20 protein-coding genes are annotated in these 21,412 nt (G+C 70.6%); 9 read left to right on the forward strand and 11 right to left on the reverse strand.

The window, feature by feature from the left end:
• Positions 1-11: 11 nt before the first annotated feature.
• Positions 12-686 (forward strand): hypothetical protein, encoded by a 675-nt coding sequence (locus BBK82_RS29600; RefSeq protein WP_065917927.1) that lies wholly within the window; start codon positions 12-14, stop codon positions 684-686.
• Between the two features lie 48 nt (positions 687-734).
• Here BBK82_RS29600 and BBK82_RS29605 read toward each other — a convergent pair whose 3' ends face one another.
• Genes BBK82_RS29605 through BBK82_RS29615 form a run of 3 tightly spaced genes read right to left on the reverse strand, consistent with a single transcriptional unit; the run spans position 735 to position 3,189 of the window.
• A complete protein-coding gene (locus BBK82_RS29605) occupies positions 735-1,829 on the reverse strand; it encodes a CU044_5270 family protein (protein WP_154697577.1) in 1,095 nt (364 codons plus the stop codon).
• A complete protein-coding gene (locus BBK82_RS29610) occupies positions 1,826-2,380 on the reverse strand; it encodes an RNA polymerase sigma factor (RefSeq protein ID WP_065917928.1) in 555 nt (184 codons plus the stop codon). The genes BBK82_RS29605 and BBK82_RS29610 overlap by 4 nt, the downstream gene beginning before the upstream one ends.
• Positions 2,381-2,430: 50 nt before the next feature.
• Entirely contained in the window at positions 2,431-3,189 is a 759-nt protein-coding gene (locus BBK82_RS29615) for a TetR/AcrR family transcriptional regulator (protein ID WP_065917929.1), read from the reverse strand.
• 105 nt (positions 3,190-3,294) lie between these two features.
• On the opposite strand from BBK82_RS29615, the gene BBK82_RS29620 reads away from it, so the two are divergent.
• The gene (locus BBK82_RS29620; protein ID WP_065917930.1) at positions 3,295-4,035 is read left to right on the forward strand and encodes a DUF2306 domain-containing protein; all 741 of its coding nucleotides are present in this window, start codon (positions 3,295-3,297) and stop codon (positions 4,033-4,035) included.
• Here BBK82_RS29620 and BBK82_RS29625 read toward each other — a convergent pair.
• Complete coding sequence (locus BBK82_RS29625; RefSeq protein ID WP_065917931.1) at positions 3,990-5,321, reverse strand: alpha/beta hydrolase family protein; 1,332 nt, start codon at positions 5,319-5,321, stop codon at positions 3,990-3,992. The genes BBK82_RS29620 and BBK82_RS29625 overlap by 46 nt on opposite strands.
• A gap of 109 nt (positions 5,322-5,430) precedes the next feature.
• Here BBK82_RS29625 and BBK82_RS29630 point away from each other — a divergent pair, with 109 nt between their 5' ends.
• The 5 genes from BBK82_RS29630 to BBK82_RS29645 all read left to right on the forward strand — a co-directional run bounded on the left by BBK82_RS29630 (position 5,431) and on the right by BBK82_RS29645 (position 11,271).
• A complete protein-coding gene (locus BBK82_RS29630; protein ID WP_237047647.1) occupies positions 5,431-5,913 on the forward strand; it encodes an NUDIX hydrolase in 483 nt (160 codons plus the stop codon).
• 125 nt (positions 5,914-6,038) lie between these two features.
• Positions 6,039-6,593 (forward strand): DNA alkylation repair protein, encoded by a 555-nt coding sequence (locus tag BBK82_RS29635; protein ID WP_065917932.1) that lies wholly within the window; start codon positions 6,039-6,041, stop codon positions 6,591-6,593.
• Between the two features lie 312 nt (positions 6,594-6,905).
• Positions 6,906-7,496 carry a Panacea domain-containing protein gene (locus BBK82_RS29640; RefSeq protein WP_065917933.1) on the forward strand — a complete coding sequence of 197 codons (591 nt, stop codon included), beginning with the start codon at positions 6,906-6,908 and terminating at the stop codon, positions 7,494-7,496.
• Positions 7,497-7,682: 186 nt separating this feature from the next.
• The gene (locus BBK82_RS56840; protein ID WP_418287460.1) at positions 7,683-7,991 is read left to right on the forward strand and encodes a Fic family protein; all 309 of its coding nucleotides are present in this window, start codon (positions 7,683-7,685) and stop codon (positions 7,989-7,991) included.
• A 172-nt stretch (positions 7,992-8,163) separates the two neighbouring features.
• Positions 8,164-11,271, forward strand: coding sequence for a GH92 family glycosyl hydrolase (locus tag BBK82_RS29645; RefSeq protein ID WP_083268897.1), 3,108 nt, complete (start codon positions 8,164-8,166; stop codon positions 11,269-11,271).
• A 21-nt stretch (positions 11,272-11,292) separates the two neighbouring features.
• Here the strand turns inward: BBK82_RS29645 and BBK82_RS29650 are convergent, their stop codons facing one another.
• The 4 genes from BBK82_RS29650 to BBK82_RS29665 form a co-directional block, all read right to left on the reverse strand.
• Entirely contained in the window at positions 11,293-12,081 is a 789-nt protein-coding gene (locus BBK82_RS29650; protein WP_065917934.1) for a metallophosphoesterase, read from the reverse strand.
• 166 nt (positions 12,082-12,247) lie between these two features.
• The gene (locus tag BBK82_RS29655) at positions 12,248-12,661 is read right to left on the reverse strand and encodes a hypothetical protein (protein WP_154697578.1); all 414 of its coding nucleotides are present in this window, start codon (positions 12,659-12,661) and stop codon (positions 12,248-12,250) included.
• Between the two features lie 86 nt (positions 12,662-12,747).
• Entirely contained in the window at positions 12,748-14,454 is a 1,707-nt protein-coding gene (locus BBK82_RS29660) for an ATP-binding protein (protein WP_065917936.1), read from the reverse strand.
• Between the two features lie 438 nt (positions 14,455-14,892).
• Positions 14,893-15,549, reverse strand: coding sequence for a LuxR C-terminal-related transcriptional regulator (locus BBK82_RS29665; RefSeq protein WP_065917937.1), 657 nt, complete (start codon positions 15,547-15,549; stop codon positions 14,893-14,895).
• 256 nt (positions 15,550-15,805) lie between these two features.
• Here BBK82_RS29665 and BBK82_RS29670 point away from each other — a divergent pair, with 256 nt between their 5' ends.
• A complete protein-coding gene (locus BBK82_RS29670; RefSeq protein WP_237047648.1) occupies positions 15,806-17,308 on the forward strand; it encodes a molybdopterin-dependent oxidoreductase in 1,503 nt (500 codons plus the stop codon).
• Here the strand turns inward: BBK82_RS29670 and BBK82_RS29675 are convergent.
• A complete protein-coding gene (locus BBK82_RS29675; protein ID WP_237047649.1) occupies positions 17,286-17,777 on the reverse strand; it encodes an SRPBCC family protein in 492 nt (163 codons plus the stop codon). The two genes, BBK82_RS29670 and BBK82_RS29675, sit on opposite strands and share 23 nt — an antisense overlap.
• A gap of 128 nt (positions 17,778-17,905) precedes the next feature.
• Here BBK82_RS29675 and BBK82_RS29680 point away from each other — a divergent pair, with 128 nt between their 5' ends.
• On the forward strand, positions 17,906-18,769 hold the full coding sequence (locus BBK82_RS29680) for a helix-turn-helix transcriptional regulator (RefSeq protein ID WP_065917938.1): 864 nt from the start codon (positions 17,906-17,908) through the stop codon (positions 18,767-18,769).
• Here the strand turns inward: BBK82_RS29680 and BBK82_RS29685 are convergent.
• Together BBK82_RS29685 and BBK82_RS29690 are read right to left on the reverse strand one after the other, a co-directional pair.
• The gene (locus tag BBK82_RS29685; RefSeq protein ID WP_065917939.1) at positions 18,744-19,679 is read right to left on the reverse strand and encodes a patatin-like phospholipase family protein; all 936 of its coding nucleotides are present in this window, start codon (positions 19,677-19,679) and stop codon (positions 18,744-18,746) included. The two genes, BBK82_RS29680 and BBK82_RS29685, sit on opposite strands and share 26 nt — an antisense overlap.
• Positions 19,680-19,682: 3 nt before the next feature.
• On the reverse strand, positions 19,683-21,266 hold the full coding sequence (locus BBK82_RS29690; protein ID WP_170067984.1) for a SpoIIE family protein phosphatase: 1,584 nt from the start codon (positions 21,264-21,266) through the stop codon (positions 19,683-19,685).
• Between the last annotated feature and the right edge of the window lie 146 nt (positions 21,267-21,412).

Genomic DNA, 21,412 nt, shown 5'->3' on the forward strand with positions numbered 1-21,412 from the left:
CTGTCTTTGCCATGTTCTCGATTGCGACCGCGATGGTCTTGTCGCTGGTCGCTGTGCCGTCCGCGCAGGCGATCTACGGCGGCGCCTGGTTCTTGGAGGTCAACGGCAACAATGAACGGGTGCTGTGGGCCCGCAGCGGCAACACCTACGTTCGCGTGGACGCGGTTCCCGGCGGCGATGACCGCCTGATCACCGGGATGGGGTTCGAACGATCGGCGATCGTCAAGACGAACAACGACCTCTACTACTGCACTCCGGGCTGCGCGTTCGTCAGCGGGAACTGGCAGGCTCGGCTCATCACCGGCATCAACGCCATCATCTTCTTGGAAGTCACGCACGGCGGCCACCTCGTGCAGTGGGATCGCCAGGTCAACGGCAGCTGGGCGCCCACCGAGATCGGCCAGGGCTGGCAGAACGCCCGGCTCATCGCCGGCCTCGACAGCAACACATTCGTCGAGGTGAAGTTCGACGGCAGGCTGGCGAAGTGGACCCGGAACGGCCGTGAGTGGAGCCAGCTGATCATCGGCGCAGGCTGGAGCGACGCGCGCCTGCTCGCCGGCGTCAACGGCACCCGCTTCGTGCAGGTGCGCAGCGACGGCGTGCTGATCGAGTGGAACGCGTCCGGCAACACCTACGTGCCGACCACGATTGGTCCGGGCTGGGGCGCGACCAAGCTGCTCGGCTAGTGAGCGCGGGCCAGGGGGAGCCGCGAAGGGCGCGGCTCCCCCTGGTGATCAGCCGATGCTGTCGACCACCGTCGTCGTGATCGTCGTCGACGTCAGCACCGTGCCTTCCTTGAGCCACGTGTACTCGCTCTTCGGCCCGGTGAGCCGCCGGTCCCCGATGAAGTCACCGGTGTCCGGCGAGATCACCAGTTCGGTGCGCTCCAGGTCGTCCGCGAGGCTGAAACCGACACCGGTGCGGCCGTCCATCGTGACCTGGCGCGCCGAGACCTCGACGCCCTCGATCTTCGCGATGGCCCGGTACCAGTCGTCGCGCAGGTCGGCGGGCATGAGGCCGGCCCGCAGGATCTCGGTCGCGTGGGCGAACATCGCCTTCGGGGTCGAGCCGCGGCCGGCCGTGGCGCGCTTCAGCCACTCGTACAGCGCAGCCGGGTCGCGGGGGAGCGTGGCGTAGAACTCGGGCGAGTCCCAGTCGGTCGCGCTGCCGCACACCTTGCGGGGCTGGGACTTCGGGAAGAAGTCGCCGCACCTGCCGCGGCGTTCACCGGTGTCGGTGTCGGCGTTCTGGTACGGCGCCTGCGACTGGGGGACGTTGCCGCCCAGCCACTTCGCGTCGCCGATCTGGGTACGGCGGTTCAGCCACTCCTGCGTCACGTCCGCGGGGATCCACGTCTGGTACTTCAGTTCGACCGCGTAGGTCGCGCCCTTCAGCGGCTGCGGGTCGTCCACAGAGGACCCGAACATCATGCCGCGCGAGTACGTGCCGTGCTCGGTGATGAGGCGGTACTGGCCGGGCGCGAGGGGCTGGTCGATCGTCTTGATGTTGTTCGCCGCGTTGTCGAGCAGCTCGGCCGCGGACAGCAGCTGCACCTCCTGCTCCGTGACGGACGGTGGTGCGGAGGCAGGCGGTGCGGCGGCGGGTGGTGCCTGGGGCGGGGCGTCGTTGGCCTTGACCACGACGATCCCCGCCGCCACCAGACCGACCGCCGCGGCGGCGACGGTCACCGGTACCAGCCGGCGGCGGCGCATCGGGATCACGTTCGTGGCAGCGGCTTCGATCACCTTGGCGCGCACGGAGTCGAGCGGCCGCGTGCTCGTGCGGTCCTCCCGGTGCAGCAGGTCCAGTGCTTCGTCCAAATTGGTCATGACGACTCTCCTGAGAGCAGTGCCTGCAGCTTTGCGCGCACGCGGTGCAGCCGTGAGCGGACCGTGCTGGCAGGCAGGTTCAGCGCGGTCGCGACCTCCGCCGGGTCCAGCCCCGCCCACGACGTGAGCAGCAAGAGGTCTCGCTCCTGCGCGGACAACTTCGGCAACGCACGCGCCAACTGCCGTTGGGCGTCGACCTGAGCGGCCACCTGCGCGTCGTGGGAGTGCGCGGTTTCGCGGTGCAACCGTTCGGTCGCCCGGTAGCCGCGCACCTCCGCACGCACGTGGTTGCGCAACAGGTTCGTCGCGATGCCGTACAGCCAGCCGCGCACCGGCGCCTGGGCCGGGTCGTAGGCCTTCCGCTTGCGCAGTGCGACGAGGAACGTCTCCGCGACCAGGTCGTCGGCCGTGTCGATGCCGACACGGCCCGCCAGGTAGCCGCGCAGAGCCGGGGCATGGGTGTCGAAGAGCGCGGCGAAGGCGATGGCCGGGTCCTCACCGTCGAGGTCCGGCCGGGTGCCGTCCACGGCGCGCTCTTTGGGCTTGGTCACGCTGGTACTTGTCCGCTCCGCCCGTCAGCGTCCCCGCGTTGTGACCGTCGTCACTTCGCGGCCACCCACGCCTCGACGCCGTCGAGGAACCGGTCCACGCCGAAGCCGAGCTCGAACGGCAACGCGTCCCCGCCGGCCCGCTCCGGCGCGGTGAGCTCGGCGGCGTGGACCGCGGTCAGCGCCGGGTACTGCTCCGGGTCGAGGAACTCGGCCACGAGGTGGGTCAGGTCGGCGTCGGTGCGCGGGATGCCGTTGGCGCGCTTGTGCTCGCCGGCGATGGACGCGCTGATCTGCGCGGTACCGCGCACGAGAGCGGTCAGGTGCAGGGCCGCCGCCCTGGCCTCACCGCCGGCCAGGCCGGCCGCCAGCAGCGGGCGCAGCAGGCGGTCGAGCCAGGCGAGCTGGTTCGGACCGACGGGGGTGTGGTCGAGCGGGACGCGCAGGATCCACGGGCGGGCCTGGAAACCCGCCCACAGCGCGGCGACCCAGAGCCGGACCGCCTCCCGGAAGTCCGCGGCGCCGCCGAGGTCGGGCGGAGTGCCCGCCGCGACGTCGGCGACCACCTCCAGCAGCAGGTCCTTGCTCGGGACGTGGTTGTAGAGCGACATCGTCGAGTAGCCGAGCTCGGTGGCGATCCGCTGCATCGACAACGCCTCGAGCCCGTCGGCGTCGGCGACCCTCACCGCGGCCTGGGCGATCAGCTCCACGCTGAGCCGGGACCGCGGGCCGCGCTTGCCCCTGCGGTGTCCCGACCACAGCAGCGTGAGGCTGCGCTGCAGGTCGAGGTCCTCGTCGTCACGCGTCGTCATCCGCTGTCCCGCTTCCGTTGGCTCCGGTCCCATCCTAAAACTCTGTATGACGTACGTCTTTATGTATGGTGTACGTAGTTTTGCTCCGACCACGAACGGACTGACATGACCTCGACGACGACCCGAACGGCCGCACCCCGGCAGGAGGTCCGCTGGTGGCGGCGACCGTGGATCGTGCCGCTGATGCTGGTGGCGGCGGCGTTCCTGGTGTTCTCCGTGCCGCCCTACCTGACCCTCGACCCCGCTCACTCCCGGTTGACCCCACCGGAGGGCAACGACCTCTACTACCCGCTGCTCGTCGCGCACGTCCTCTTCGGCGCCGTGGCGATGGCGACCGCCTGCTTCCAGGTGTGGCCCGCGTTCCGCGCGCGGCACCGGGTCGGGCACCGGATCACCGGGCGCGTCTACGTCTACGCCGGCGCGCTGCCCGCGAGCGTGCTCGGGCTCTACATCGGCTGGCACACGACGGCGGGCCCGTCCGTGCTGGTGGCCAACCTCGTGGGGTCGGCGCTGTGGCTGGCCTTCACGGTCGCCGGGCTGTACTTCGCCCGCAAGCGGCGCTACGACGAGCACCGCAGGTGGATGTCACGCAGCTTCGCGCTCGCGATGTCGATCGTGCTGAGCCGGGTCATCAACATCCCGGCCGTGATCGTGTTGTCCTCTCAGGTCGACACCGCGTTCGCCGGCAGTGAGGTGTTGATGCGCAACACCGCGACGAGCATCGGGGTCTGGCTGAGCCCGTTGCTCCTGCTGCTGGTCACCGACTGGGTCCTGGAACGCCGCAAGGGGCGCGCCCGCCGTCAGGGGCAGGCGGGGAACAACCTGCGGGTGCCGGCTCCGGCGTAGGCGGCCCGGTCGCTGAACCGGCAGCCGAAGGTGGTCGCGGCAACGGCGCCGCGGTCACCGATCGCGTCACCGGCCGGCTTGCGGCCCCGGTCGGCCCACGCGACCAGGTCGTTCCACGCCGTGCCCACCTCGGCAGGCGAGAACTCGCAGTGGTCCACCGTGCGGATCGCCCGCTGCACCAGCCACCTCGACTGGCCGTTGCGGGCGACGTCGGCCCGGTAGTCCTGCTCCATCGAGAACGGCACGAACAGGTCACCCAGGCCGTGCAGCGAGAGCACCGGAACCCGTGGCCTGCCCGCGATCTTCGGGATCTCGGTGAGCGCGGGGGACAGCCGCGACCGCCAGTCGCGCGGCGCGACCCGTTGCGTCTCGCGGTTCAGGTCGACCGGGGTGTTCGGCTGGTAGCGGGTGCCGAGGTTGGTCGCCAGGCGGCCGGGGTCGAGCGAGAGCGGGGCGCTGTCGGCCGGCGGGGTGGCCAGGCCGAAGAGGAAGTCCTTCCAGAACGCGAACGCGGGCGTGGCGCCGGGGCGGGGGCCGCCGCTGCGCTCGACGGTGACCGCGCGGAACTGGGCGCCGCGGTCGGTCACGGTGTCAGGGCCGCCGGGGACGAGGGTGGTCAGGCCGAGCTCGTCCTGGATCTGCGGCACCACTCTCGTCAGGTAGTCGGCGGGCACCGGGTAGGTGCCGACACCGGCCAGCGCCTGGGCGGTGACCTGGTAGTCGAGGAAGAAGTCGAACAGCTCGTGGTCGCCCATCACACCGCACATGGGCAGCGCCCCGTCGTAGAAGCCGGGGTACTGCTCCAGCGAGCGGCCGATGACGTGGCCGCCCATCGAGACACCGGCGATGAAGACCTTCTCCGGTCGCGAGACCAGCTTGGCGAAGTGCTGCGCCAGGTCGTGCGTGGCCGTGACGCCCGCACGCACGTCGTAGCCGTTGGCGTAGTACGAGGACGCGGCCCAGGCGTAGCCCTGGTTGAGCATCTGGGTGCGCAGGCCGTAGGCGGGCGGGTCGACGGTGAGCACGGTGCCGGTGCCGCGGTACCCGTGCGCCCACATGGCGAGCCGGCCGTTCCACTTCGCGGGCACCTCGACGGTGTACGCCGAGTGCCGGTGGACGCCCTGCAACACCCTGGTCGGCTTGCCGTCGACGACCGCCGGCGTGAGCGGCGGGTTGTTGACGGTGTAGCCGGGCAACGGCTGGTTGCCGGGCGGTGCGGCGAGTGCGGGGGTGCTGCCGGTGACGAGCACCAGCCCCAGCAACGACACCACGAGCCGTGTACGCATGCCCCACCTCCGTCGGCCGCACCGTGCCACTCCATTCCACCCCGGCGGAGGCCTGTTCGGTCACCTCCCAACGGCGGATTCCTCCGCCGGTCGATGAGACGATCGGTCAGTGGAACGAGAGATCGCCGTCGAGCCGGGGGTGCGCCTCCCGGACATGGCACCCGGCGAGGTGTGGGTGGTCGGCGCGGTGGTCCTCGACCCGGCAGGACGCGCGTTCGCCCAGTTCCGCGGTGCCCGGCGGCGGTTGTTCCCCAGCACGTGGGACATCGTCGGCGGTCACGTGGAACCCGGCGAGACCGTGCTGGGGGCCTTGCACCGGGAGATCGCCGAGGAGACGGGCTGGACGTTGCGCCGCGTGGTCCGCGACCTGGGCGTCAGCCGGTGGGACGCGGGCGACGGCGCCGTCCGGCACGGGGCCGACTTCGTGGTGGAGGTCGACGGCGACCTGAGCCGGCCGGAGCTGGAGTGGGACAAGCACCCGCGCTTCGCCTGGGTCGGTCCCGCCGACCTGCCGCTGCTGCTGGAGAACCGCGCGCCCGGCGACACGGCGATCCACGACGTCGTCGCCAAGGCGCTGGGAAGCTCCGGTTGATCGAGCCGGGGCGATCTACGATCGTTTCGTGCTGACTGCCGCGCTTGTGGTCGACGAGCTGCGCTCCCACGCCTCGGACGCCGAGCGGACGAGGATCCGCGGTCGGTACTCGAGCGACGCACCCGGTGATCGGCGTGCGGATGGGCACGGTGTTCGAGATCGCGAAGACGGCCACGGCGATGCCGCTCGCTCGCCACGACCGCATCGACTCGTGGGACATGGTCGACCGCGCCGCACCCCACGTCGTGGGCCGCTACCTGCTCGACAAGCCGCGCGATCCGCTGTTCGAGCTCGGCAGGTCCGCCAACGTGTACGAACGCCGGACCTCGATCACCGCACCGCTCTACTGGGCGCGGTATGGCCAACCGGCACAGCTCGCCGACCTGTTCGCGCTGGCCGAGCAGTTGGTGCCTGATGGGGACGAGCTGGTGTCGAAGCCGGTCGGGATCGCGTTGAAGCACGCGGGAACGCTCGATCAGGACGCGCTGCTGTCCTTTTGGACGCGCATGCCGGGCGGATGCGGAGGCCGGCGCTCCGGTATGCCGTGGAGAAGCTGCCGGCGGTGGTGCGGGAGCGGTACTTGCGGCGATAGGCCGAGATCCCGAAGCTCAGGCGTGACTGGGCAAGGGGTTCGTGCGCGATGCCCACCCAATCGGGTGATCCATGACCTTGGCGGGTGAGCGTGATGCGCCGAGGACGGAGGAAGCTGGTTGCCACTACAGCAACCACGTGCTTGCTGGCGCGGCCAAGTCAGCTGCCCGGAGATGAGCTGTCGGTCTCTCTTGATTCGAGCTATTGCTTGGTTGTGTGTTGCTCTAGCCCTGGTGTCCAGGAAAATCGGGCGGCCTTGTTTGGAGAGAGAACATCAGCTCCGGCACGCAGTGCCCGTCTCCCGAAGTCCGGCGGTTCCAAGGTATGGTGCCTGTAGAGTTGTCTACAGGTGATCCGTCACCTGACCTGCGGAACTCGGAGCGAGAGGATGTGGTGTAGCTGTGGCTGATGTTCACGATGTGGCGGCTGCACTGCTGACCGAGACCGGGCCAGTGACGACCATGAAGCTTCAGAAACTGGTCTACTACTCGCAGGCGTGGCATCTCGTCTTTCATGGCGAGCCTCTGTTCGACGATCTAGTCGAGGCGTGGCCGCAAGGTCCGGTCACGCGGTCGTTGTACGACAAGCACCGTCGGCAGCGTCAGGTCGCGAGCTGGCCCAGTGGGGACTCCTCAGCGCTGACCGCTGCGGAGAGCCAGACGGTGAGCTGGGTGCTGGCCAAGTACGGTGCGTTCTCCGCGGAGTCGCTGTCGCAGATGACGCACATGGAGGCACCCTGGAGGATTGCCAGGGGTCTTCACGGTCCGGACGAGCGGTCCTCCACGCCGATTGATCGACAACAGATGAAGCACTTCTACGCCCGTCAGCGCGCGGCGGTCGATGTTGCGGTCTCGCAGGCCGCAGCGAGCGCAGCGATCGAGGGCATCGAGCTGGACGACGAGTGGCAGCAGACTCTGCGCTCCGTCGCGAGCGGCACCTTGTCGGCTGATGAAGCGGTCGCAGAAGAAATTCGGCGGGCCACTCGCTCGTGACCGACCCGTACCTGATTCCGGGCACACAATGCCTCGCAAACAAAATCGGAATCGATGATCCCTCGAAGCTTCGCGATGTCGAGTCGCGGCTTGTGAGTATCCGGGATGTGCAGCTCGCGCGCGAGACGTTGCCCGGCGAATACAACTTGACGCATCTGCAGTCCTTTCACCGAGCGTTGTTCCGCGATGTTTACGACTGGGCCGGTGAGATCCGGACTGTCAACATCGGCAAAGGTCGATCGATGTTTGCGGCGTGGCAATTTGGAGCGGCTTTCCCACTGCTACGGGGAACTGAACGTATGCCATCCGTTCAGGGAAGGCAACGGACGTACTCTGCGCGCATTTCTGCGGCAACTGTCGGCCGCGGCGGGCTGGAGACTGGATTGGTCTGCGCTTGACCAAGCTGGCAACGTTGCCGCGTCCGAGAGGGCGCTGCTGGCGGTAGACTTCCAGCTGATGCGGCAGGTGCTGGAGCCTGTAGTAGTGCGCATGTAGACCTGCGCAGTGCCGAGGCTCACCAGTGGAACGGCCACGCTGGAAAGCAGCGCTGAGTGATGCCACCCGAGTGGTAACCCTGTCCGGAACCAGCCAATCGGGGTGGACAACGTTGACAGCGCCCCCGTTCTCCGGAAAGTTCCGATCTGTGCGCTGTAGCAGAGTGGTGGTGATGGCGGCCGCGCTCGTGCTCGCGGCCCCGCTGGTCGCGTCCGCACAACCGGCTGCGGCACCACCGCCGCTGGTCGCGGACCCGACCGGGTACGTGGACACGTTGATCGGTACGGGAAAGGCCAACGCGGCGGTCGGTGAGATCAACAACTTCCCCGGTCCCGCGGCGCCGTTCGGCATGATGCAGTTCTCGCCGGACACGCTCGGCTCGTATGCCGGTTACCAGTACCACAGCGAAAAGATCCGAGGTTTCAGCCTGACGCACGCCAGTGTCGGGTGCAGTGCGTTCGGCGATGTGCCGATCTTGCCGGTCACCGGTGAGCTGGGGGAGAAGCCGTGGGACCGGGTCGAGCGGTACGAGCACGGCAGTGAGCGGGGCGAGCCCGGCTACTACGCGGTGACGTTGGAGGACTCGAAGGTTCGTGCTGAGCTGACGGCGACGACGCGTACCGGGCTCGCGACGTTCACGTTGCCCGCGGACGGGCATGTGCTCGTGAAGGGCGGGGCGAGTCTGCCGGGGAACTCCGCGGCCGAGGTGACGATCGAGGACGACACCACGATCACCGGGTCGGCGAGCACCGGCGGGTTCTGCGGCAAGCCCAACAAGTACACCGTCTACTACGCCATCACCTTCGACCGGCCGTTCACCGCCAAGGGGACCTGGGACGGGACTGCGGTCACGCCGGGCAGTGGCAGTGTGAAGTCGCCGAAAGCCGGTGCTTACCTGAGCTTCGGCGCCGGGCAGGTGAAGGCCAAGGTGGCGCTGTCGTTCGTCGGTGTGGACGGCGCGAAGGAGAACCTGGCGCAGGAGATCCCGCATTGGGACGCGGAGCGGGTGCGCGCGGACACCAGGGCGAGGTGGCGCACCGAGCTGAGCAAGATCCGGGTCGCGGGCACCGACGTCGGTGAGCTGAAGACGTTCTACACGGCGCTTTATCACTCGTTGATGCATCCCAACACGTTCAACGACGTGGACGGCCGCTACATCGGGTTCGACGACAAGATTCACACACTGCCGGCGGGGCGCACTCAGTACGCCAACTTCTCCGACTGGGACACCTACCGCAGCCTGGCGCCGTTGCACGGGATGCTGTGGCCGCGCGAGGCCAGTGACATGGCGCAGTCGCTCGTCAACGACGCCGTGCAGGGCGGGTGGTGGCCGCGCTGGCCGTTGGCCAACGACTACACCGGGCAGATGACGGGCGACAGTTCGGTGCCGCTCATCGCCGCCTTGTACGCGTACGGTGCCAGGGACTTCGACCTGTCCACCGCGCTGAAGTACCTCGTCAAGGGTGCCACCAGCGTCGACACCACGCCTGGGGCCTACCAGGAACGGCCGGGCATCGCCGAGTACGTCAAGCTCGGCTACCTGCCCAACACCGACGTCGCGCGCGGTGACCACGCCAGGGTCGGGGCGTCGATCACGCTGGAGTGGTCGGTCGACGACTTCGCCATCGCCCAGCTCGCCAGGGCCGCGGGCGACCACCGGACGGCCGCCGAGTTCGCGCGGCGCGGGCAGCACTGGCAGAACCTGTTCAACCCGGCCACCCGGCACGTCCAGCCGCGCGACGGCAGCGGCAGGTTCCCCGACGGTCCCGCGTGGCCGCCGGCGACCGGTGGGTTCGGGCAGGACGGGTTCGACGAGGGCAACGCGGTGCAGTACAGCTGGATGGTGCCGCACAACCCGGCCGGTCTGATCACCGCGATGGGTGGCCGCGATGCCGCTGCGGCGCGGCTGGACACGTTCACCACCAAGCTCAACGCCGGCCCGTCCGAGCCGTACATGTGGGCGGGCAACGAGCCGGCGTTCGGGATTCCGTGGCTCTACAACCACACCGGGCGGCCGTGGCGCACGCAGCAGGTGGTCCGGGAGATCATGACCACCCTGTTCAGCCCCACGCCCGACGGCGAGCCCGGCAACGACGACCTCGGTGCCCAGTCCTCCTGGTACGTGTGGGCGGCGCTGGGGCTCTACCCCGCCACGCCCGGCACGTCGGACCTGGCCGTGCACAGCCCGTTGTTCCCGCGGATCGTGCTCGACCTGCCCGGTCGCGACCTGACGATCAACGCGCCCAAGGCTTCTGCGACCGCGAGGTACGTGCAGGACCTGAACCTCAACGGCCGCGACCACGAACGCACCGGCCTGCCGCGCAGCCTGGTCAGCACCGGTGGTGTCCTCGACTTCGAGCTCGGTGCGACGCCGGACCGTTCGTGGGCCGCCGACCCCGACGAGGCCCCACCGTCCTATCGCGACGGTGAGCACGACTTCCTGGCCAGTGCGGACACGATGATCACCGTCCAGCCGGGTGGTTCCGCCGAGCTGACCGTGTCCGCCCTGCGGCTGGCGGGCCGGGACCGCAGTCTCACGGTCACCAGCGCTCCGCCCGCCGGCATCACCGTCAGCGGCCCGCAGCGGTTCCGGCTGGACGACGGGGTGGCGCGGTTCCAGGTGAGCGCCACGGCTCCCGAGGGGTACTACGACATCCCGCTGACCATCACCGGTGATCGTCGTACCGTCACCCACACGGTCACCGTGCTCGTCGCTCCGGAAGGCAGTCTCGTCACCCGTTACAACAACACCGGGATCTCCGACGACAACGACAAGTCGCAGGCGAACCTCGACGGCGCCGCCAACAGCTACTCGCGGCAGGCGCTCGCCGAGGCGGGGCTGACCGGTGGGCGGGAGGTCGAGGTGGCCGGGACCAGGTTCACCTGGCCCGCGGCGCCGGCCGGGCGACCCGACAACGTGGCTGCGGACGGGCAGACCGTGGCCTTGTCCGGGCAGGCCACCCGGCTGGTGTTCGTGGGGGCTGCCAGCAACGGGGACCACCGCGCAACGGCGACCGTGACGTTCACCGACGGCACCACGGCCGAGGCGGACATGTCGTTCGGCGACTGGGTCCTGCCCGGCGGGAGTGCTGCTGATCCGGTGTTCGGCAACACGGTGGTGGTGCACCCGCGGTACCGCAACGTGCGGTCGGGCGGGGCCGGGCCGGCGTTCGTCTTCGCGACCGCGCCGTTCGACGCGCCCGCCGGCAAGACGATCGCCGGCGTGACCTTGGCGAAGGACAAGCAGATCCACGTGTTCGCGATCGGTACCAACGGGTGAGCAGGACTGCTTGCCGGTCCTCTAGGTCCGGGCGGGCGTCACGTGCATCTCGGCGTCGTTGAGGAGCAACGGCTGCCAGCTCGTGGCGCCCGTACGGCCGTGACCCGGATCGACCCCGATGAACACCCGTCCGCCGACGCGCACCCTCACGTGCCGTGCGTGCCAGTCGACCGTGGCGCGCTGACGAACACGTCCGTCGCAACGCCAGCGTTGCTGGCCGAAGTGCACGACCGTCGAATGGCCGTGGATCTGGCCGAACGGGACGATGCCGGTGAACCGCATCCACGGTTCGTGCAGCGCGGCACCGGATTCTGCCCACAACGGTCCGGCTTGCGCGTCACGGGCGTGCGCGCCGGTGTGCCAGATGAGGTCGGGGCGTTCGTTGAGCAGGTCAGCGGCTTGTGCGGCTGATGCCGGCTCGCCGAGCTGGTGCCAGGCGTCGAGGGTGAGGCCCGCGTGGGTGAGCAGGTGGTCGTCGCCGTTGACCGAGACGGCTGCGGCGACCTGCATGCGGCCGTCGGACCACCAGGCGCGCAACGTGTCGACGCCGGGCTGGGGGAGGGGGTCCGGCCAGAAGACGGTGGCGCCGGGCAGGTACTGCGACTCGTGGTTGCCCGCGAGTTGCACCCAGCGGCCGGTGGTGATGAGCGGGGCGACGACGTCGAGCACGCCGAGGCTGTCCGGGCCGCGGTCGACGAGGTCGCCCACCTGGATCACGACCAGGTCGGGTGCGGGGCCGAGGTCCCGCAGCGCCCGGCGCAGCTGGTCCGGATGTCCGCCGACGTCGCCGATGACGGCAACCCTGGTCATGTCCCCACCTCTCGCGTCACATGCTCACCACACTACGGAAGGGATGGCGGTGGTGATCGGAGGCGGTCGAGGGCACGGCCTGGCCGGAAGTGGCGTTGCCGGATGGAGGCGGGCACGCGGTGGGCGTGCGGTGTGACCACCCACCGGGTGCTCCTCGGACAGGGGACTAGAACTGGATCCGCCAGCCCTGCACGGTGATGCTCGCCCGGTCCAGCGCCGTGTGGAGGTCGACGTTGAGCTGGACCGCGTTGCCGTACCAGCGTTGCACGGCCGAGGAGGGGCGGTCGAAGTAGACGTGGCCGTCGGTCCCGCTCCCGCTCTCGCTGAGGTCCACCGCGAAGGTGAAGTACGTGTCCGCGATGTTGCCCGCGGTCACGGTCAGGCCGGTCCGGTCGATGCGGCTCAGGTAGATGGACGCCATCACCCCCGGCTCACCGACCTCCGCGACGGCGGTGGAGAGCTGGTCCCGCACGCCCGCGTACACGACGCCGAGCACCTGCTCCACCTGGTACGGCGTGTGGAAACGGCCGACGGTCGCGGTCTTCGGGGTCTTGGTGGCGCGTTTGCCGAACAGGCCCATCGCCGTCACTTCCCTTTCAGCGGGGTCGGTGTGTGACCATCGTGGCAACGCGGCAGCGGCCCGGTCTGTACCCGAAATCCGGTACGTCAGAGGATGAGCTCGACGATCGTCGCCTCGGTGTCGTCCTCGACGGCGAGACCGGGGCCGGGCAACGAGGTGCGGAGCCGGTCCGCGCGGGCAGGGTCACCGGGGACCGCGACCAACGACACCAGCACGCCCGTCCGCCGGCGGTAGAGGCTGAGGTTCAGCTGGGCGGGCAGCACGGTCAGGGCGGCGCGGAGCAGGGCGTTCACCTGTCCTGGAACGGTGATGGTGTCGGTGTCGGCGTAGAGGTCGATCACGCAGCCGGACGCCCGTGCCCCGGCGATGACCGTTTTCGTTGCCGTGTCGAGGACTCCGGGCAGGTGCAGCTCGTCGCGGCTCACCTGTTCGAGCTCGCGGGCGCGGGAGGTGGTGGCCGGGTCGTGCACCGGCAGGGTGCCGTCGGCGACGGCGTCCAGGAACGGCACGAAGTCGGCGGCCAGCGCCTCCGCGCGTTCCGTGCGCAGCGCTTCCGCGGCCGCTCGGCGGGCCTGGAGTGCCTGCACGGCAACCCGTTCGGTTCGCGACCGGTGGACGACACGGCCGTACTTCCGTGCTGTGACAGCGACAACGGCGCCCATCGCCGCGCCGAAGACCGGTGCCAGGAACACGGGGACCAGGGTGGGAAGCGGTTGCGGGTCGAGGACCGAGACCTGGATCAGCACCACCACCGACGCGGCTTCCAGCAGGCAGAACAGGAACACCTGCCACACCGGGACCATGACCGCGAGCACCATCAACGCGGTGCCCGCCGCACCGACCGGCCACGACTCGTACCCGCTGAGGCTGTCCGCCGGCATCAGCACCAACCCGATCCAGGTGAAGGCGAACAACCCGCCCAGCACCGCGACTCCCCGTCCCGCCGGCAACGCCCGGTCCGCGCGCGCCAGCAGCGCCACCGTCACGAGCACCATCACCAGCCCCCACCACACCAGTCGCGGGTCGTGGACGTTCAACCCGGCGGCGATCGCGTTGCCCACCAGGTACGACACGACGACACCGAGCAGCGGGCGGCGGATGTCGCCGACGGCCAGGGCCAGCAGGTCCGGTGGGGCCGCCGAGGCCGGCGTCCAGCGCAGCGTCACCGTGGTCCCGGTGCCCGCGGCACCCGTGACCGTGGCCGTGCCGCCCACCTCGGCGACCCGTTGTGCGATCGACCGCCGCAGACCCGTCGCTCCAGGCCTGGTCCGCCGGACCGGGCCCACGCCGTTGTCGCTCACCGACACCGCGAACCCGCGCGACGACGACGTCAGCTCCACCACCGCACGGGACGCCCGCGCGTGGTCGTCGACGTTGCGCAAGGCCTCTTCGACGGCGAGCGCCACCGCCTGCGCCACCTCGGCCGGCGGAGACGGCCCGGCGAGGTCGAGGTCGACGGGCGTCCGCGCGACGGGCCGCCCGCCGCAGCACCGGGCCCACCTCGACCAGGTCCACTCCCGGCGCCGGCGGTTCCGCGCGCAACGCGCGGCTCCCCTGGCCGCGGCGCGCCTGATCTCCTCCCCGGTGGCCAACGCGGCGGCCACGGCGTGCAAAGCGGCCGTGACGTGGTCGTGCAGCAGCCGTTGGAACTCGGAGTGCGCCTTCCACCGGCTGGCCGCGACGACCTCCTGTGCCCGCAGGTCGTCGAGTTCGCGTTGCGCGTCCTCCGCGGCGCTCGCGGCCCGGCGCAACGCCGGGAACGCGGCACTGGCGGCACCGACCGCCGACAACACCGGCCACAGCTCGCCGAGCGCGAGCCACCCGCCGGACGGGACCGCACCGGCGAGGTAGGCGGCGACGGCGGCAGGACCGTGCCGACGACCGCGGGAGCGGGGACCACGTTCGCGGCCAGCACGGCGAGCACCACGATGAACTGGATGCGCGTGGCGGGAGGGACGACCGTGATGCCGGCGAACGCCAGCGCGCCGAGCACCGCGGTCGTGATGACGCAGGTGCGCACCGCGTCGGCGGGCCGCAGCCGGGTGCGCCAGCCCCGCACGCACACCACGGCCCAGTCGGCCAGCTGCACGGCGCTGGTGGCGACCACGACCGGGAGGTGCAGCTCCGGCGTGCCGGCCAGCGTCCAGCACCAGGCGAGCGCGAACAGCACCACCAGCGCGACGAACGCGCGTTGCAGCGCGCGTTCCACGCTGCGGCGGTGGCCGCGGGCCTCAGCCACGCGGTTCCGGACCGAGCTCGATGTGCCCGTCCACCAACGCGTGCGCGGCCAGCTCGGTGGAGGTCAACCCGGTGACACCGGCTCGCACGTAGCTGTCGGCGATCCTGCGCAGGTGCGAGGGCACGGTCTCCGGGCTGATGTCGAGCCTGCGGGCGATCACCTTGTGCGGCACGCCGCGCGCGACCAGGGTCAGCACCTCGCGTTGGCGCGGAGTCAGGCGGACCTGCGCACGCGGGTCGTTCACCACGGCGTACGCCATCGCACTGGACACGGTGAACTCGCCGGCCCTCGCCGCGAGCACCGCCTCCACCAGCCGTTGCTCGGAGTCGCCCTTGAGCACGACGCCGAGCGCTCCGGCGGTGACGGCCCGGGAGACGACCGCGGGCCGGGTGTCCTGCGTGTGCACGACCACCCGCGGACCCGCCTCCCGGATGCGCCGCACGTTCGTGGCGACGTCGGGCTCGTCGGGCAGCACCAGGTCCAGCAGGACGACGTCGGCGTGGCGCCCCGGCCCGTCGAGCAACGCCCGCACGCTGGTCTCGACCGCACCGAGCTCGATGCGACCCCCGGACGCGGCCAGCAGGTGGGTGATCCCCAGCAGGACGATCCGGTGGTCGTCCACCGCCGCGACGAGGCACCGGTCTTCCACGTCCCTACCGTCGTCGCGTCGTCGCGGCCCGTTACCCCGCGCTGGCGCCGGGTGTTGGGTCACCTGAAAGGGTGAAGTGCGCGGGTGTGCCGATCCGGTGCCGTCGCCGGTGCGGATGTCGGGTGTGTGGATCCGCCAGATGCGGTTCAGCCGGCTCGGGACGGCGCCACGCGGTGCCCCCCGTGCGTCCGGAATCCTCGGCGCACGGGGGGACGTCACCACCAATCCGCTGAGCAGCCCGCTCCGAACCACTCGTGTGAAGGCAACCCGAACCGTCCTCATCGGACTGGTGTCGGTGGCCGCGGCACTCGCCGCCGGTCACCTCGTCGCCGCGCTGGTCAACCCGCTGGCCTCGCCGTTCCTCGCGGTCGGCAACACCGCCATCGACCTGACCCCGCACCCGGTCAAGGACTTCGCGATCCGCACCTTCGGCGAGAACGACAAGCTGGTGCTGCTGGCCGGCATGGCGGTCGTGCTCGCCGGCCTCGGTGTGCTGGCCGGCCTCCTGTCGAGGAGGAGTCCCTGGCCGGGCATGGCGCTCGCCGCGCTCCTGGGACTGCTCGGGGTCGCGGCAGTGCTCGCGAGGCCGACCACGACCGCATGGGCGGTGATCGCGCCACTGGCGAGCCTCCTCGTCGGCGTGGCGGCGTTCCGCTGGCTGTGGTCGCAGGCACCGGTCGAAGTGCCAGGCAGGAGGAGGTTCCTGGTCTCGACCGCGGCGATCGCGGCCGGGGCAGGGGTGGCGGCGGTGGGCGGGCAGCTGCTCGCCGGGCGGGTGGACGTCGAGGCCTCCCGGCGGGGCATCCGGTTGCAGCCGCAGGAGACCGCGCCGGAGATCCCGGTCAACGCCGACTTCGCCCGCGAGGGCACGCCGACGTTCATGACGCGCAACGAGAACTTCTACCGCATCGACACCGCGCTCAGCGTGCCGAGGTTGCGGGCGGAGGACTGGCGGTTGCGCATCCACGGCATGGTGGACAACGAGATGGTGCTGACCTACGACGACCTGCTCCGCAGGCCGTTGGTGGAGAAGACCATCACGCTGGTGTGCGTGTCGAACGAGGTCGGCGGGCCGTACATCTCCACGTCGAACTTCATCGGCGTGTCCCTGCCGGACCTGTTGCGGGAGGCGGGTGTGCGGGAGGGCTCCGACCAGCTCGCCACGCGCAGTGCGGACGGGTGGACGTGCGGCACGCCGGTCGCGTCGATCATGGCGCCGGACTCGAACGCGTTGCTGGCCATCGGGATGAACGGCGAGCCGTTGCCGCTGGAGCACGGTTTCCCGGTGCGCATGGTGGTTCCCGGGCTCTACGGGTACGTGTCGGCGACGAAGTGGCTGGTGGACGCGGAGCTCACGACGTTCGACGCGTTCGACCCGTACTGGGCGCAGCGCGGGTGGGGGAAGAAGGCCCCGGTCAAGACCATGTCGAGGGTGGACCGGCCGAAGCCCTTCGAACGGGTGCCGCCCGGCAAGTTCGTCGCCGCCGGCATCGCCTGGGCGCAGCACACCGGCGTCGACCGCGTCGAGGTGCGGGTCGACGGCGGGCCGTGGCAGCAGGCGACGCTCAGCACGGAGGTCAACATCGACACCTGGCGGATGTGGCGGGTCGAGCTGGATCTCAACGAGGGCAACCACACCGTCGAGTGCCGCGCCACGGACCGCAAGGGCTACACGCAGACCGCCGACCGCGCCGCCCCCGTCCCGGACGGCGCCACCGGCATTCACGCGATCGTGTTCACCGCCGTGAAGAACCCCTGACCGCGATCCACTCGGCGAGCGAGGTGAGCGTGGCCTCGGCGCTCGCGGCCATGTAGTCGCGCAACGCGGTCACCTCCGCCGCGTCACCGCCGAGCACCGGGTCCATGCGCAGCAGCCGCCACGACTGCTCCGCCACGCACCCGCGGCCGTGCGGGTGGAACGTCCAGCTCCACTCGACGATCCCGTCGTCGGCGCCACCGACGACGAACGCGAACGCGGCACCCGGCTCGGCGCGGACCACCTGCGAACGGGAGACCCACTCCTTCTCACCCCTGCGGTTGCGACCGCTGAACCACGCACCCACCACCGGCCCGGAATCCTCGTCGAACGCGACGTCGCTCGCGTTGGGACTCCACCGGCTGATCGACGACACGTCGCTGACCAGCCGGTAGACCTCCAACGGGCTCGCGTCGACCCACGCGCGGCGGGTGAACTGGAAATCGGCCGGGTCGAGCGTCAGAACGTTCACGGGGAACCTCCTTGTCAGATCGTTCAGCACCCAGCGAAGCGATAGACCGGACACCCGCACCACGCCCGGCTCTGCGTATCCCCGGCCGGGACACGCTCCACACCCGGATCCGGCACATACTCGGACCCATGACACGGCTCGGGGACTTCCTGCGGACGCGGCGCTCCCAGCTGCGGCCCGAGGACGTCGGCGTCCAGACCTATGACGACCGGCGCCGCGTGCCCGGCCTGCGCCGCGACGAGCTGGCACGCCTGGCCGGGGTGAGCAGCTCCTACTACACCCGGCTGGAACAGGGCCACTCGTCCAGCGCGTCACCCGAGGTCCTGGACGCGCTCGCCACGGCCCTGCAGCTCGACGACGCCGAACGCCGCCACCTGCACGCACTGGCCAAGCCGGCGAGGCAGGTCACACCACGCCGACCAGCCCCGGAACACGTCTCCGAGCCCACCGCGCAACTGCTGGACGCGCTCGCCGACGTCCCCGCGATCGTCCTGGGCCGCCGCAGCGACGTGCTGGCGTGGAACCGGCTGGGACACGCGTTGTTCGCCGGACACCTGGACTTCACGGCCGTGCGGCAGGCCCGGCGCCCGAACATGGCCCGGCTGGTGTTCCTCGACCCGCACACCCGCGAGCTCTACGCGGACTGGACGGGCAAGGCCAGGGCGGTCGTGGGCAACCTGCGCCTCATGACCGGGCAGCACCCCGACGACGCCCACCTGCACGAGCTGGTCGGGGAGCTGAGCGCGAAGAGCGACGAGTTCGCCTCGATGTGGGCCGACCACCGCGTGAAGGTCTGCGACACGGCCGGCTACGAGATGCGGCACCCGCTGGTCGGTTCGCTGACGGTCGTCCAGCAAACCCTGAGCAACGGGACCGGCCCGCACGTCGTGGTCGCCACCGCACCCGCCGGTTCGCCCTCGCACACCGCGCTGAGCCTGCTCGCCCAGGCCATCCCCCCGGCCGGGGTCAGCGCGACTCCAGCACGCAGGTAGCCAGGGCGTTCACCGCCACCCGCGTGCCCGTCTCGACCACGGCCCGCAGCACCTCGGGACGGCGTTCGGTGCGCCCGACCTGCAGGCTGCCGAGCGGCGGGCGGATCTGCAGGCACGCGGGGTGCGAGGCGAGCAGGTCCTCCTCCTCGATCCTGCCTTCCCTGCGCCGCAACCAGGCCTCGACGACACCCGGCGCGTGCCGGGCGATCCAGCGCGACAGCACGAGCCGTTCGCCGCGTGACGGCGACATCGGGACCTCGTCGCTGCGCACGGTCCGCAGCACGACCAGGTGCGTGGCCTGCTGGGCGAGCGCCGACCGCACCGGCACCATCTCGCTCATCCCCGCGTCGACGTACGGCCGCCCGTCGATCATCACCGGCGGCCCGGCGAGCAGCGGCATCGCGGTCGACGCCCGCAGCGCGGCCTGCAGGCTCGGCACGTCGTGAATCCGCCCGTGCAGGTCGGCGGACTCGCCGGTGAGCGCGTCCGTGGCCATCGGGTGGAACTCGACCGGGTTGTCCAGGATGTCCTGGAACCCCATCGGGTGGACCTGTGTGTAGATGGTGTGCACGAGGTGCTGGGTGTCCACGACGGGCAACCGGCGCAGCGCGCGCATCGGGTTGATGGTCGTCCGCATGACGGCGGGGTCCCACCACGCGTGCTTGGTGCTGTCCGCCCGCCCGCACAACAGCCACGCGGCGTTCAACGAGCCCGCCGAGCTGCCGTAGACCGCGTCGAACATCGGCAGCAGCCCGAGCTGTTCGATCGCGACGGTCATGCCGCTCGAGTAGGCCCCGCGCGAGCTGCCGCCTTCGACCAGCAGCACCAGGCGGGCGTCGTCGCTGCGGTTGCCCGGCGTGCTGTGCTGCCGCTTGCGCTCACGCAGCAGGTCGAGAACTGCGTCGGTCACCTGTCACCTCACTTCGTCCTGCCCCTGATCGTGCCACTGCCGTGCCCGGTGGCAGGTGCTGGCCGCACCGGTCCGGCGCAGCGCGAGCACGCAGATGTCGTCGCGGCCGGACTCGGGACCGACGGCCCTGATCACCGACGGGACGAGGTCGCCGAGACGATCGGGCAGGTGGGGTGACGTGACCGCCCGGCACAGCTTCTCCACACCCGCGTCGATGTCGATGCCGCCGTCGCAGTGCTCCACCAGTCCGTCGGTGTAGCAGAGCAGCAGGTCGTCCGGCTGCAACGAGGTCTCGAACGAGAGGTAGCGGGCGTCGCGGCTGACGCCCGTGATCACCCCGTGCCGGTGCGGCATCAGGCGTGCGGCACCGTCACGGACCAGGAGCGGGTGAGGATGGCCGGCGTTGGCGTAGCGAAAAGACCCGTTCCACGGGGTGTAGACGCCGTAGAACACGGTCGTCATGGACAGGTCGTCGGACAGGCACACGAGCCGGTTCAGCTTGCCCAGCACCCGGTCGGGCAGCGGGTCGTGCACCGCGTACGCGCGGATGGCGCTGCGGATCCTGCCCATCGTCACCGCGGCTTCCAGGTCGTGCCCCACCACGTCACCGACCGCGACCGCGAGCCTGCCGTCCGGCAGGGTGAACGCGTCGTAGAAGTCGCCGCCGACCCCGGCCACGCCGTCCGCCGGCTGGTAGCCCGCGGCCAGTTCGACGCCGGCGACCTGGGGCATGGCCGGTGGCAGCATGGCCCGCTGCAGCCGCAGCACGACCCGCCGTTCGTCCTCGAGCTGCGACTGCACGGCGTTCGCCCGAACCACCGCGGCGCGCGCATCGGCCTCGGCGGCCCGGCGCGCCGTGCGGTCGACGTACATGCCGCGCAGCGCGACCACCGAGCCCGTGTCGTCCGTGACGGTCTCGCCGATCGACGCGACCACGGCCATCCGGCCGTCGGGCCGGCAGAGCCTGAACTCGACCTCCGTCGCCGGCGTGTTCGTCCTGAGCGCCTCGAAGTGCGCCCGGACCACCTCGCGGTCGTCGTCGTGCACGAGGTCGAGCACGTCCTGCAGGTTCTCCGGCGACCGGCTCACCCCGGCGATCCGGCAGAGGTTCGCCGACCACGTGACCGTCCCGCCGCGCAGGTCGAGCTCCCACGACCCGGTACCGCCGGCCTGCTGTGCCCGGTCCAGCCGGTCGGTCCACCACGCCTGCAGCCGCAGGCCTTCGAGCTCGGCGCTCGCGTGCGTCCTCGTCAGGTCCTGCACGGTCACCACGGCCGCGACGACCTCGTCATCGTTGTCGCACAACGGAAACCGGTTGAGCAGGAGGTGCTTGGTGGTGTTGTCCGCCTGGACGCGCGTCTCGACGTCGCGGTGCACGGTGCCGGTGCGCAGCACCTCGGCGATGCCGGGCTTGACCGCGGCCAGGTGGCCGGGCGGGAGGAGCTCGTCCACGGTGCGCCCGGTGTGGTCGTACGGCGGGAGGTCGTGCACGGTGGCGAACGCCGTGTTGGCGTAGAGGACCCGCATCCGCCTGTCGAACACCGCGAAGCCCACCGGCGCACCGTCGAGGAAGGCCGACTGCCTCATGTTCGTGATCCACATCGTCAGTCGTTCCTCCCTGCTTCACCACACAGGTCCGAGCTCCAAGTCCTCGTCGTCCAGTGCTTCCGGACTCGTGCATACCCTGTTCGGTGCAAGGAAAAACATCGTCGGCACGGGTGGGTGACGAGGCG

The organism is Lentzea guizhouensis (genome assembly GCF_001701025.1).
Taxonomy (GTDB): Bacteria; Actinomycetota; Actinomycetes; order Mycobacteriales; family Pseudonocardiaceae; genus Lentzea; species Lentzea guizhouensis.